Origin of the sequence: Agriterribacter humi, from assembly GCF_009192765.1 — a bacterium.
Taxonomy (GTDB): Bacteria; Bacteroidota; Bacteroidia; order Chitinophagales; family Chitinophagaceae; genus Agriterribacter; species Agriterribacter humi.
Genome location: NZ_VOHQ01000002.1, coordinates 401,046 through 414,330, shown reverse-complemented (window position 1 = coordinate 414,330; position 13,285 = coordinate 401,046). Strand labels below are relative to the sequence as shown.

The following is a 13,285-nucleotide window of genomic DNA, read 5'->3' as shown; positions in this document are numbered from 1 at the left end:
TTAGAACAATTAAAGGTTTTCCCCGGGATATAATTATTATACCTTGTATAAATGCATAATTTCCGCTGAAATACGCCGCTTCCACACAACGCATGGTGTATATATGCAATCCTCTGGCGAATTGTCGGGCGTATAGCTGTGATCCGTTTTTTCTTTCATGATCACCGCCATAGAATTTATAAACGTATGAGGGAACCGTGAGCCATTGACAGGCAAGGTTTCCCATTCGGAGAGAGGCTATCATCGGATAAAACATATTCAAACTTCAGTCGCGCCGGGGTCTTCGTAAAAAGCTGTGCGGGTAACCATGAGAGACGTTAGATATTTAGTTTAGCTATAACAATGAACATTTGTACTTTTAAACAGGCATTGGCTGCCTGCCGACGTTTTTTAAATTCCGCCACAAAAGCCAATGCCAAACGTTAACTGTCATTGACGCCTCAACATCATCTGATTAGAAATGAAGGTCAGGAATCTTATCCCAAGTGCCAAAATTGCTGATTACGCAGAGCGTATATTGGTTATTGAACACAACCGGATTATTACTGATTTCAATTTGCCGCTATATGCTAATGGCGTTCCAACCCTGCTATTTATTTCTCAAAAAGGGAAAATAAATGGCAAAGGCGCAAATTATCTTACACTTTTCGGGCAGACGGTTGTTCCTGAAACTTTAACCTTAACTGAAAACTTTACCCTCATTGCATATTTTTTAAAGCCTTTTTCACTATTACCACTTTTCGCTGTAAAGGCACAAGAGCTAACCGATAACCCTATTGATTTAAACCTGGTGTCATCAGCTAAAACGATAGAACTCCAGGAACAATTACTCCATTCGGGGTCTATTCAGGAGATGATTGATTTATTGGACAATTTTATTTTACGCTTAATCACAAATGCAAAATTGGATTCCACAATAATAAAGTACGCTACAACTAAAATCGCAGCCAATCCCTCCAAAGAGATTCTACTTTCAGTACAAAAAGATTTGGGCATGTCTGAAAGAACCTTTCAACGAAATTTTGAAACGAAAATTGGAGTAGCTCCCAATCAATACAGACGAATCTGTCAGTTCAATTCCGCATTTCAGCAATTACTCAAAGGGGATTACTATAAATTATCAGACTTAGCTTTCCAAAATGGATATGCCGACCAAAGTCATTATATCAGAACCTTTAAAGAGTTTACAAATATTACACCCAAAGAATTTATCAATTACGGCTCATAGGCCAAAGATTGTCGGAATTGTTCTATTTTAATAACTGGACAAAACTAATTTTGTGTGATCATTAAATTAAAACAAAATGACAAAACAAATCTATCCCTGCTTATGGTTCGATGGACAGGCTAAAGCGGCAGCATCGTATTATTGTTCCATTTTTAAAGAATCAAAAATCCTTTCTGAAAACCCAATCGTTGTTCAATTTGAATTAAAGGGCAACAAATTTATGGCGCTAAATGGCGGACCGAAATACAAGTTTTCGCCTGCCACCTCATTTGTAATTGAATGTGATACACAAAATGACATTGATTATTATTGGGAAGAATTGGGAAAGGGCGGAAGATATGACCAATGCGGATGGCTCGATGACAAGTTTGGGGTGTCCTGGCAAATTGTACCATCCATTTTGCATGAATTAATGGCTGACCCTGTTAAAGCGCCGGGAGTAATTGACGCATTTATGAAAATGTCAAAATTTGATATTGAAACTCTGAAAAAAATATACGCTTCATAAAAAGATATTGATTAATTTGTTTTTGATTCTTTATCAGGAAGAGCAAAAGCTACATATGCATCGCTGTGCGGGCCGCCCCATTTAGAGCCTCCGCATGCAATCACTACATACTGTTTGCCATTTACCATATATACTGAAGGAGTAGCCACTCCGGATGCAGGTAGTTCTGTTTCGAATAAAATTTTTCCATTTTTTTTGTTAATTGCCCTGAATTTTCCATCAGCAGTAGCAGCAATGAATAACAAACCTCCGGCTGTTACTACAGGTCCGCCATAATTTTCACGTCCTGTAGCAGGAATACCTTTTTGTTTCAATTCCTCATATTCCCCCAAAGGGATTTTCCAAACATATTCACCGGTATTAAGATCAATAGCATTTAAGGTTCCCCAGGGTGGGCTGATGGCAGGATACCCGTCTTTAGAAAGAAACTTAACATATCCTTTAAACCCATAACCGGGTTTTGCATTACCAGGGAACTCAGTAATTCTTCCTGTATACTTTTTGGATTGTTCTGTATCCAGATCAAGAATAAACGAAGCGATGGCATTTTTTTCATCCCTTGTTAAATTATTAAAGCCAGGCATCATTCTCCTTCCGGTAGACAATAATTCATTAAACTTTGCCAATGTATATTTTTTTTCAACGCCCACTATAGATGGATAATCACCCGAACCTAAACGCTCAGGCCCGTGGCATCCCATACAATGAATACTATATAAACTTTTTCCCGCCTCCAGGTTGGTATTAAATGGCAGGCTTTCTGGTTTTAATTCTGCCAGGTTAAGTATCCACGCCATTTCATTAGCGTTTACATAAAGAATATTGGTGTTGGGATCAACCGCCGGGCCTCCCCACTCGCCGCCGCCGTCATACCCAGGTAAAATAATAGTTCCGTCTTTAGTTGGAGGTGTAAATATGCCTTCTGACCGGTACAGTAAAAAGCGTTCCCTGATTTCAGCAGAATCACTTACCATCGTATTCAGATCATTAACTGTAAGTTTCTGCCTTGCGAATGGTTCCGGGATTACCGGAAACGGTTGAGTTGGGGAGAGCTTCTCTCCCCGGATAGGCGTGTTCGTTAGTACGGGCTTATGCTCTATAGGAAACAGCGGTTTGCCGGTTTCTCTTTCAAACAAAAATACAAAACCTGTTTTAGTGGTTTGCGCTACCGCATCAATTTTTTTACCCTCACGCTCTACCGTTACACATACGGGAGGGCTTGATATATCCATATCCCACACATCGTGTTTTACAGTTTGAAAATGCCATATCAATTTGCCGGTAAGCGCGTTTATGGCCAGAATGCAGTTCGCATACAATCCATCACCTAACCTGTTCCCACCATAAAAATCGTGGGTCGGATTGCCGGTACCGGCAAACACAATACCTCTTTCTTCATCAATACTAAACCCAGACCAACTGTTGGTTGAACCCATATGCTTATAAGCGGTAGTATCTTCCCATGTTTCATATCCAGGCTCTCCCGGCCATGGTATAGTATGAAATATCCATTTTTGCTCACCGGTTTTTACATCAAATGCACGGATATGTCCCGGCGTTTCATCGCCAACCAACCCGCTTACAATAAACAGGTTTTTATATACCGCTACAGGCGAAGTAGGGGAAACTGAAACCGTTTTTTCATCTCTGCCCAAACCAATACTCAAATCAATACCTCCATCTTTCCCGAACGAAGGAACGAGTTTACCGGTAACAGCATTTACTTCAAAAACAATGGGACCCACGGTATAAATAATGCGTTTATCATCTCCCTCCTCCCAATAACTTACACCACGATTCATATTTACACTGTGCCTGCGCCATGTTTTGCTATCAACAGAATCGGCAGGATTAAATACCCATTTTTCTTTCCCTGTCGCCGCATCTACCGCAAACAATTTCATTTTGGGGGATACAGCATATAAAGTATGCTCAATAATAATGGCATTGGACTCCATTGGGCCAAACATGGTTTTATCGTTGTGTTCTGAATGATAAACCCATGCTGTTTCCAGCTTAGATACATTTGTTGTATCTATTTGATCCAGATCTGAGTATTTGATATTGGCATTGCTGCCGCCGTATACGTGCCAGTCGGTGTATTTTTTTTTAGGTTGATGGCAAGCTGAAAAAAAAACTAAAATTATTGTATAAAACAGCAGGCTGTTTTTGAGCGCATTCATAAAAAAATCAGGTTTAAAATTGAAATATCAAATGCTATTGCACTGCTTAAAAGGTACAGCTTCTTTTTTTTCAGAGCTTGCCAGAAGTATACGCCGCTTCCACACAACGCATGGTGAATATACAATCTTCTACTGAATTGTCGGGCGTATAGGTGTGATCCGCTTTTGCTTTCATGATCTCCGCCATGGAACCTATAAACGCATGGGGGAACCACGAGCCATTGACAGGCAAAGCCTCCCATTGAGGAAAATGGCTTTCGTCTGATAAAACATATTCAAACTGATCCGGAACGCCTTCAGGATAATTCATCAGTAAACCCAGCTTTATTTTAATCGCCCCCTTTGTTCCCTCAATTTTAATATAGGCGTCCTGTTTTTGTAATCCAAACCCGTGTGTATGATTGGTTAGAATATTCGTCCTTATCATATCCCCATAATCCATGATGATATTGGAACGAACAGAATGCAATGCATTCATTTTGGGATGCCCTGTTGTTTTGGCATATACGCCCGAAGGATTACCAAGAAGGTTCCTGACGAGATCAATGTAGTGAATGCTGTGGTATAAAATTTCGACCCTCGGGGCGTCAAAAAGAAAATCCCACAATTGCCATGGCGTATACACATTTACGTAAACTTCCACATCACAAATATCACCAAGCCATCCCCCGGCGATCATCTTTTTAGCCATAATTATATAGGGTGCATACCGGAGTTGGAAATTTACACCTGCCATTATTTTCTTTTGCGCACATAGCTCAAGTATGCGCTGAGCCTGCTGTTCGTTCTCTCCCATCGGCTTCTGCAATAATACAAAAGCATTGTCCGGCAATTGCCCGAGTACACTAATCATGGCACTACCCGGCACTGCCACATCATATATAACTCCGGTTCCTTTTTTTGAAACAAGCTCATCCATGCTGTTGTAAACCACCGGTATTTGAAAGTCATGTGCAACTTGTACTGCTTTTTCATGATCAGGATCAAAAATGCCAGCCACTGCAAATTTTGCCAGCCGGTACGCAGGAAGATGTGCCGTTCGCACAATACCACCAGCCCCGATGATAACGATGGGCGATGTTACCGGAAGTTCGGGAATATGATAGGCTATATCGCTGAATGTATTCATCGCAGTGATGATGATTTAAGATTGTCCAAGATAATTTCCGTACGTTAAAATCAATACAGACACGATAAGTGTGAAAATCGCAGCAATCAAATAAAACCGCGTTGATTTACTGCTGTTCATCCATTCCTTTAGCAATATTCCAATTAAGGCGCTTATCAATACAAGCATGATCATGTGGATGGCCCAACTCGTAAATTTATAGGCGCCCATGCGCATATGCCCTAACCCGTAAAAGAAAAATTGCGTATACCATAATACACCTGTTATAACAGCTAAGATGTAGTTTAAGGATAATACTCTTTTTCCTGTTTTTGGACCAGGAGGCAGTGAAATGTATTCTTTGAATGTTTTTTGTTTCAGATGAAGGTAAAGACAATATATCATGGTACTGAGAAAAGCTCCGGTATTGGAAAATATATAAATTACATTTCCCTGGAAATGGCCTGCCCCGTATTGGGCTGCCACATCAGCAATGGGCTGTCCCTGGTCTAAAGAAAATCCGTATACTGCTGAAAGCACGCCGGCCAAAATGCAAAGCGGTAACCCTATTGATAAAGAAAAAACAGTTTGGGAATTGCTGCGCTTTGCAATATCTTTTTCTTTTGAATGTCCTGCCAATCCGCATAATGCAATGCCCGCTGCACCTATAGTAATACCACTCAATATCCATCCGCCACCTGTGTCACTTAATATAGCGCCCAATTCTCCACGGTAAAGGGGTGGCAGTAATGTTCCGAGCACACAGGAAATACCAACGGAGATAGCATAGGTAAGCGAAAATCCAACGTAGCGGATAGCCAGGCCAAAAGCAGTTCCTCCGATACCATACAGCGCTCCTAATATAAATGACCTCCACATCGCATTACCGGGAGCTTCTGCTAATACCTGAACCAAATGAGGAATAGTGATCCATGCCACTATAACGGGTAACAGCAGCCAGCAAACCGCAGCCTGCATCAGCCAGTAGGTTTGCCAGGACCACGATACGGTTTTTTTTTGCGGTGTATAACAAACCGATGCGGAAAAAGCGCCTATGCCATGCAAAAGAATGCCAAAAAGTAAATTCATGTAATTACGGGAATTGGATTATGATGAAGTATGCGTGTATCGCGATGATCAGAGATTATAAAACTGTTTTGCGTTTTTATGTAAAACCAGGTCTGCATCAGCTTCCTGTAAAAGGCCCGACAGGATGTTCCGGTAAATCGTCCAGTGATTTTCATATGAGCCCGCAAGCAGGCTAACCGGCCAGTCGCCTCCGCAAAAACAACGCTTAGCGCCAAATAGTTCCAGCGTATATGCCATATATGGCCTAACATCATCCGCTGTCCAGCCAGTAAGGTTCCCGGATGCAGTCCCCAGTCCGGAAATCTTAGCATATACGTTACTGTTACCAGCAATAGCCTTCATCAAATCCCCCCATCTTCCAAATCTTTTCTTTTCCGCAATGGGTGGTTGATTCAAATGATCAAGCACGATTTTAAGATCAGGTATTTTCTCTGAAACCTTTATAGCGGTTTGGAGATGATCATCGTTTATGCCTACCACATCATAAGGTATATTATGTATTGCCAGTATCTGCAGGCTTTCCAGCACTTCAGGCTGCAACAACCATGCAGGATCCGGCTCATTATGAATTAAATGCCTTACCCCTTTAAAATGTTTTTCTTTCAAAAGCTTTTCATTCAGTATACCGAATGTTTTAACAGGATCCATCAAAGGCAGCCAGCCCACCACGCCTGCAACCTGATCATGGTTTCGCGCCGTTTCCAGCATAAATCCGGTATCCTCCATATTATTAGCTGCCTGCACCAACACGCCCTGCGTAACCTTCGCGGGCGAAAAAGAAGGCAGTAGTTCCTCCAGTTGATAAGTGCGGTTTAATATACTGGTATCCTCTTTCAACCAATCGTATGCTGCTCTTTTCAGATCCCAGATATGGATATGCGTGTCAATAATCATTGTTTATGTATTTACTGTTTAGCCCGTGAGCAGTTTACCGCATCATTTATAATTACCATAAAGCACTCAACCCCCTGCCTGCTCCTGTGGAGTTACGGGCTTTGCTTGCCTGTACATGCGGTTTATTTTATCCAGCACCTGTCCGGCGTTTCCGCCATGTTTCAGATAATCCCACAGAGGGATACCTGCATTGTCCTGAAAGTGCAAATAACCGTTATACCGGGGTCTTACATAAGCCCGTTCCAATGCGGGTAAAGTTTCCATAAAATAATTATTGGTATTACGGTTTACATTTTCATCTTCCCAAGCTTTACCGTATCCCGGCTGCCCGCCGTGTTCCACATATAATGTTGTCTGAATATTTTCCGATACGATCCATTCTGCAAACTGCAATGCCTGGGCTTTATGCTTACAAAATGCCGACACAGACAAACCCGTCCCCCCCAAAGTACTACGTAAACGACTACCTGCAGTTTCAAATCTAACGATATCTGTATAATGAAGGAGATATTTTGCATACCCTTTTCTTGAATAATTGGAATACCCATACGCAAAAGGACAATACCAGTAATCATCCGTTGAAGACATCCGTTCCGCCACCGCTATAGGATTACAATCAAACATTTCGGGGTTTACCCGGCTCCATAGTGATCGCATGGCATCCAATACTTTTAGCCCTGTTTGCTTATCTGTTACTTCTTCTTCATTTAAAAAAGGTTCATGCCCAAAAGCAATGCATAACATATAAAAATTCATCAGCAGATCAATAGGAATAGCCGGCACCGCTACCCTTCCCATATCTGCCATTGCAATTACTTCCTCCCAGGTATCAGGCACTGGTGTGCCGTGCCGTAACAACAAATCTTTCCTGTAACTGGCAACAGGTGTTGCAGCATCAATGGCCAAAGCCCACTGATGTCCTCCGTACTGATAACTTTGATGCGAATAGCCTGTTGAATATTTCAATTGATCCTGTAAATAAGTTCCGGATAGGTATTGGTCTAACGGAAGCACACATTGTGTTGCAGCAGCACATCCAACCCAGGGATGATCTATGATCAGCAGATCATACGATTCTACCAGTTTTTCTATAGGGAAATCGGCGAACTCCTGGAGCGTTCGTTTTTTCCAGGTAATATCAATTTCCGGATAAAGCTCATTAAACCTCTGCGAGGCGGCAACCAATGGCGTATATCCCCTGCTATGCCCCCATGTTATTCCTTTTAGTTCAATCTTTTCAGGCATCAGTTATTTTTTTTGAGCGAGCAATATATGTTCGCAAACCATTACCATTTCATTGCGCTGATTATATACTTCCACCAGTTCCGTAATTAAACCCTGAGCGGGATTTTTATATTCTTTTTTCCCTTTCACAGTAACTTTTACTTTTATGGTATCGCCAATATGCACAGGCTTTATAAACCGGAGTCTTTCGTACCCGTAGGTAAACGCCACTTCATTGATTTGCGAAGCCGTCATTCCAACCGCTATACTGAATATGAGCGTACCATGGGCTATACGTTGTTTGAATGGCTGTGTTTTGCACCACTCCGCATCCATGTGGTGAGGAAAAAAGTCGCCGGTTTGCCCGGCGTGTAATACAATATCCGTTTCCGTAATGGTACGGCCGATGGTTTCTCGTACCATTTCTTCTGTATAGTCTTCAAAATATATTTTGGTGAACATGCCCTTCAATTATGTTTATATGGTTTGAAGCAAAATACCTCGTATTGCCAAAACGGACTCCTTATATACCAGGTTCCAGGGCACAGCATCCATGCTCCGTAAAATGATGTTAGTGGACAGCCCTGAAACTTATACTTCCTTTACTATCATTTTCACCTGTTGCGCTGAATGTTACTTTCAGCAAAATGCTTGTTTCGTTGGTAACCTGAGCTGTCCGGTTAATAAAAATGTTATTGTCTTTTATGGTTATAAATTCGGGGAGCGTTTTTTCTCCATCGTAAAATAGCTCAGCTTTATCTATCACAGTCACTCTCTTCCCTCCTGTTTCCTTAAATAAAACCTCGTATTGTCCGGGTACGGGAATATATGAGGTAAGATTGAGGTTAATGCTTGCTTTTCCATTGCTAAACATTTCCGGCATCCATGAATTAAGATATTGCCAGTCTTTTGAAACAGCTTCCTCTTTATACTTCAACTCAGGCGTATTATCAATTTTATACAAAGAGAAAGAACGGATCAAGGGTTCTGCTACAGACTGCGTAATAGTAAGCCTCACTTTCGTAACAGCTATGTCCTCAAAATAATCTATCTTTTTTCTTCCAACAGATGATCCCGAGGATAGCCTTTTCCATTCATCCCCGGCATATCCTTCCACATCATAAGCCCTTATACGTTCGCCTTCCCTGTAATCTTCCATGATGACCACATGATTGATTACCGTAGGCTCGTCAAAGCCTATCGTTACTTCCTTTCCTTGTTTGTCGCTCACCATTTTTAAGGGCTGCCCAAACCTGCGCGCTATTTCTTTGCCGAAGGCCGCGTATTGTTTTACATCTCCCTCCGGTATCACTCCGGCTGTATCTGGCGTTGCATTTAACAGTAGCAATGCGCCTCTTCCGGCAGACTTATAATATATCTCCATCAGGTCATCTACATTGCGACGCTTATTTTCATTTGCCTTCGACCAGAACCAGTTATGATTGTATAGCGGCACATCGCATTCTAACGGCGCCCAGGCATCTCCATCAGGTGTACCCTGTACCGCCGTTGCCACTCCGGATTTCAAATCTGTACTGTATAAGGAATTCCATGCGGGATAGGGAGCAAAGCCAGCTTCGTTACCCACCCAGCGAATGGTTGCCTGGGGGCTTTGAAAAATAACTGCTTCCCTGGCATTTTCGGCCAGGATATCTTCCACATCTATAACACAGGTGCCGTCAAACCATACCTCTTTAATTTCACCATAGCGGGTAAGCAGTTCCGTTAGTTGCTGCCGGTAAATTTTATTGTAAGCCTCCTGCTTTGTTGTGTCTTTCGTACGTCCGCCGCTTCCTAACCCCGCGCCCCATTTATCATCGCCGGGATACAGGTATAACCCAAGATTTAATCCAAATTTTTTGCAGGATGCGGCTATTTCAGCTACAAGGTCGCCGTTGCCACCTTTCCATGCTATATTTTTTACATTATAATCCGTGGTTGCTGTTGGCCACCAGCAAAAGCCACCCACATGTTTGGCCACAAAAACAATTTGCTTGGCCCCCCACGATTGCGCGATCCTGCACCATTCATCCGTATTTATTTTTGAAGGATTCACTTTTTTAAGATCAGTGCTAAAATTATCATACTCCCTGCCCTGCCAGGTAGCCATACCAAAATGAATAAACATAATCCGTTCCTGCTCGTGCCAACTGTATTGCTGTGATGAAGGCTTGGCCAATTGAGCCTTCTCCCCGGGCGAAACACACGATAATCCCTGCAATACCATGAAAAGAACAAAAAAATAAATAATGTGCATACCGTTGTTCTATTTTTCGGAGAAGGCTTCCGGGTTACGATATTTTACCGTTTGCAAATGCTCGCAATACAATACTAACTCACCTTCGTTTTTAAATATTTCATAGCAGGCCCTGTACAACCCCATATCTTTATATTTCGGCTGCTTATCCAGATCGGTTTTGATGGTATAGATCGTATCGCCTATAAATACAGGTTTTATAAACCTTAGCTTATCGTACCCATAACTAAATGCATTTACACAATTGGTAGCCACCAAACCCAGCCCGGCACTAAATACAAATGCACCTGCCACCAGCCGCCGGCCAAATATACCCTCTTCCTTAGCAAAAATTTCATCTGCCACATAAGGATGCATGTCAAGCATCAAAGCATTAAACTGCATGCTTTCCCCTTCGCTTATGGTTCTCCGAATAGAACGAATACTTTTTCCGGCAACTATATCTTCGTAAAACCAGTTTTCCGCGTTCCATACCGGGATGTCTTTGTGTTTAGACGCATCTTTATTCGGGTTCATACAAACAGTAATATTTCATTAACGAAAACCAATAATTATATTCGTGTTACTTGATTCGGGGTGTTTTTTTACACTTACCATTTTCCCGTTCTTCCACTCTCCTTCCACCTGCTTATCACCCGGTACATGAAGTTTGAATTTAACATTCCATTCCGCAGGCCAGGCAGGAACCAGGTATATATCGTTGCTCTCAGCTTGTACCAGCATAGTTTGTATGGTGTTCATATAATTTCCTGCATGGCATTGATCCGGCGTATAATCATAATTGGGTCCCCAGAATCCAGGAAAACGAAACCGCTTGTCGTAGGCCAGTCCGTTAATCTTCATAATTTTAGCGGCGCTATCTGTTAAGCCAAGCATGGCAGCCTGGATAGCCGTTTGCTGCCACCCTGAATAAGCTCTTTGTTTTTCTTTGAAGGTATTGATGGCAACTTCTGTATCTTTTTTCCCGGCGCCATATATCCGGAATGGAAATACCGGATACAGTTCAGGGTACTCAACATTTATTTTGTTTTTATAGGATTGTACAGGTAAGATGATTTTCTTACCATCCTTCACAGCGGTTGGTATGGCAGGAAGTTCTTTTTGCAACTTGCCGCATAATGACAGTGTTGACTCATCTTTTGTAAGTTCCATCACTCTTGCGGTTACAACAATAAGTCCCGCAATATCCGGTGTAGGATTTACAGCATTGATATACGTTTCGAGCGATTGCGCCGGAGTAATTAAGAGTTTTCCAGATGCATCGCGATGATAATGCTGATCATAGAACAATAATACTTCTTTGATAAAAGGAATCGTTTGCGCATGCAGCATTTTCTCATCTCCTGTGTACCTGTAATAATCTAATAAATAGTTCGACATTTCAAGTCCTGTTATGATCAGGTCTTTTATATACGGATTGGTTGAAATTCCCGGCTGCAAATTCGTCCTGTCCCATCCTATATCGCCGCCTCTCCATGCTCCCCAGAAATGTGTAGTTTCCAAAAAACGGGCGCCATCATTTTTATGGAATTTTTTAGTCATTTTTTTAGCGACCGGCAACAGGTTCAAATAAAAATTAATGAACGGTTGTATCTGGTCAAAGTCGCCGGAGGCCAGCATAGGATAATACATTAACCTTGTATTCTGCCACCAGAAAGCGCCGCCCCATAATCTCGCGTCCGCAGACTTCCCCGATACCCTGCCAATCGCCTGGTTATAGGTATCCAGCACCAATGTAGATCCATTGAACTTTATGGGCAGGCTGCCTCTTCCTCCTATAGCATTTACATAACGCTGCAATACATATCCCCTGTTTAAAAGGAAAAGTGTGTCGTTCAGCTTTTTATCTGCCGCATTAAAATAAATATAACTCCTGTTCCAGAAACCGGACCACCATTTTTTATGAGCAGCCAGCGCAACAGTCTCTCCGGTCTTGTCAAGGTCTGCAGCAAGATTTTGAAGCGTATTAATATATGCTTCCCTGGTGTCTGTTTGTTGTACCAGTACAGTTGTTTTGATAATAAATTTTTTCAGTGGTTTTGCAGTATATAAAACAGTATCGTTTAAAGCTTGTAATCCAGCTCCTTTCACAAGTGCGCCAAAAGTCCTGTTTTTTAACGGATTGACTATTCCTTCATCTAAAAGACCATTCGCTTTCATTAATTCGTTCCAGAATACTTCATTTTTATTTCTGTGAAACCAGATAATACCCCCGCCGGAACTTTTTAAGGCATCGTCTGCTTCCATAAAAGGTTTGAAGGGCATTTCATTGTCGCCGTATTCGGCCAGGTATTCATCTTTATTCCAGTCGCGTGTTTCGGTGCGCCATATATTGTTCGTCACTTTTATCTTAACAGGAACTGCTGATGAACCTGAAACTACTATTTCCGGGCGGTTGGCATCCACACGGAACTGTATGTCGGCCAAACTGTTTTTAATACGGAAAACACCTTCATTCAATAGCAACTCTTCAGCGTAGTTCTTTCCGTTTACTATAATATCAGGCTCGAACTGAATGGTTAATTTTCCAACCTTTATCAGGTTATCCATTGCATCCCTGCTATCTGTGGTACCCAGGTAAAACTGTATCTTCCCTTCTTTATCAGTCCATACCTGTGAAGATATTTCACCATTTCCCAGGGGCATGGAGCTCCAGGAATCTTCTCCCCGTTCAGAAAACCGGAGATTAAAATCGTTTACCTGTTGTGCTGAAACGCAAAATGCGCTATGCATTAAAAAAACTACTAAACATATATTTCTTATCATCATTCCCAATTTATAAATGAATTATTTT

At 41.8% G+C, this 13,285-nt stretch carries 11 protein-coding genes; 2 read left to right on the top strand and 9 right to left on the bottom strand.

What is annotated here, in order from left to right; translation table 11 throughout:
- Positions 1 to 460: 460 nt before the first annotated feature.
- Positions 461 to 1,228: a helix-turn-helix domain-containing protein gene (locus FRX45_RS04825; RefSeq protein WP_152267269.1), complete on the top strand. Its 768-nt coding sequence runs from the start codon at positions 461 to 463 to the stop codon at positions 1,226 to 1,228.
- 76 nt (positions 1,229 to 1,304) lie between these two features.
- Positions 1,305 to 1,736: a VOC family protein gene (locus FRX45_RS04820; protein ID WP_152267268.1), complete on the top strand. Its 432-nt coding sequence runs from the start codon at positions 1,305 to 1,307 to the stop codon at positions 1,734 to 1,736.
- Positions 1,737 to 1,747: 11 nt separating this feature from the next.
- Here FRX45_RS04820 and FRX45_RS04815 read toward each other — a convergent pair whose 3' ends face one another.
- The 9 genes from FRX45_RS04815 to FRX45_RS04775 form a co-directional block, all read right to left on the bottom strand.
- Complete coding sequence (locus FRX45_RS04815) at positions 1,748 to 3,919, bottom strand: outer membrane protein assembly factor BamB family protein (RefSeq protein ID WP_152267267.1); 2,172 nt, start codon at positions 3,917 to 3,919, stop codon at positions 1,748 to 1,750.
- Between the two features lie 70 nt (positions 3,920 to 3,989).
- On the bottom strand, positions 3,990 to 5,048 hold the full coding sequence (locus FRX45_RS04810; protein ID WP_152267266.1) for a Gfo/Idh/MocA family protein: 1,059 nt from the start codon (positions 5,046 to 5,048) through the stop codon (positions 3,990 to 3,992).
- Positions 5,049 to 5,063: 15 nt separating this feature from the next.
- A complete protein-coding gene (locus FRX45_RS04805) occupies positions 5,064 to 6,116 on the bottom strand; it encodes an L-rhamnose/proton symporter RhaT (protein WP_152267265.1) in 1,053 nt (350 codons plus the stop codon).
- Between the two features lie 48 nt (positions 6,117 to 6,164).
- A complete protein-coding gene (locus FRX45_RS04800; RefSeq protein WP_152267264.1) occupies positions 6,165 to 7,010 on the bottom strand; it encodes an amidohydrolase family protein in 846 nt (281 codons plus the stop codon).
- Between the two features lie 66 nt (positions 7,011 to 7,076).
- A complete protein-coding gene (locus FRX45_RS04795) occupies positions 7,077 to 8,255 on the bottom strand; it encodes an extracellular solute-binding protein (protein ID WP_152267263.1) in 1,179 nt (392 codons plus the stop codon).
- Positions 8,256 to 8,258: 3 nt separating this feature from the next.
- Positions 8,259 to 8,696, bottom strand: coding sequence for a MaoC family dehydratase (locus FRX45_RS04790; RefSeq protein WP_152267262.1), 438 nt, complete (start codon positions 8,694 to 8,696; stop codon positions 8,259 to 8,261).
- 109 nt (positions 8,697 to 8,805) lie between these two features.
- Complete coding sequence (locus FRX45_RS04785; RefSeq protein WP_152267261.1) at positions 8,806 to 10,491, bottom strand: alpha-L-fucosidase; 1,686 nt, start codon at positions 10,489 to 10,491, stop codon at positions 8,806 to 8,808.
- A 9-nt stretch (positions 10,492 to 10,500) separates the two neighbouring features.
- A complete protein-coding gene (locus FRX45_RS04780; protein WP_152267260.1) occupies positions 10,501 to 11,007 on the bottom strand; it encodes a MaoC family dehydratase in 507 nt (168 codons plus the stop codon).
- 18 nt (positions 11,008 to 11,025) lie between these two features.
- Complete coding sequence (locus FRX45_RS04775; RefSeq protein WP_152267259.1) at positions 11,026 to 13,260, bottom strand: DUF5703 domain-containing protein; 2,235 nt, start codon at positions 13,258 to 13,260, stop codon at positions 11,026 to 11,028.
- Positions 13,261 to 13,285 lie beyond the last annotated feature (25 nt).

Bases quoted from the DNA above. Each gene is read 5' to 3' on its own strand.
- FRX45_RS04825 (WP_152267269.1), top strand. From the start codon at position 461: ATGAAGGTCAGGAATCTTATCCCAAGTGCCAAAATTGCTGATTACGCA.
- FRX45_RS04820 (WP_152267268.1), top strand. From the start codon at position 1,305: ATGACAAAACAAATCTATCCCTGCTTATGGTTCGATGGACAGGCTAAA.
- FRX45_RS04815 (WP_152267267.1), bottom strand. From the start codon at position 3,919: ATGAATGCGCTCAAAAACAGCCTGCTGTTTTATACAATAATTTTAGTT.
- FRX45_RS04810 (WP_152267266.1), bottom strand. From the start codon at position 5,048: ATGAATACATTCAGCGATATAGCCTATCATATTCCCGAACTTCCGGTA.
- FRX45_RS04805 (WP_152267265.1), bottom strand. From the start codon at position 6,116: ATGAATTTACTTTTTGGCATTCTTTTGCATGGCATAGGCGCTTTTTCC.
- FRX45_RS04800 (WP_152267264.1), bottom strand. From the start codon at position 7,010: ATGATTATTGACACGCATATCCATATCTGGGATCTGAAAAGAGCAGCA.
- FRX45_RS04795 (WP_152267263.1), bottom strand. From the start codon at position 8,255: ATGCCTGAAAAGATTGAACTAAAAGGAATAACATGGGGGCATAGCAGG.
- FRX45_RS04790 (WP_152267262.1), bottom strand. From the start codon at position 8,696: ATGTTCACCAAAATATATTTTGAAGACTATACAGAAGAAATGGTACGA.
- FRX45_RS04785 (WP_152267261.1), bottom strand. From the start codon at position 10,491: ATGCACATTATTTATTTTTTTGTTCTTTTCATGGTATTGCAGGGATTA.
- FRX45_RS04780 (WP_152267260.1), bottom strand. From the start codon at position 11,007: ATGAACCCGAATAAAGATGCGTCTAAACACAAAGACATCCCGGTATGG.
- FRX45_RS04775 (WP_152267259.1), bottom strand. From the start codon at position 13,260: ATGATGATAAGAAATATATGTTTAGTAGTTTTTTTAATGCATAGCGCA.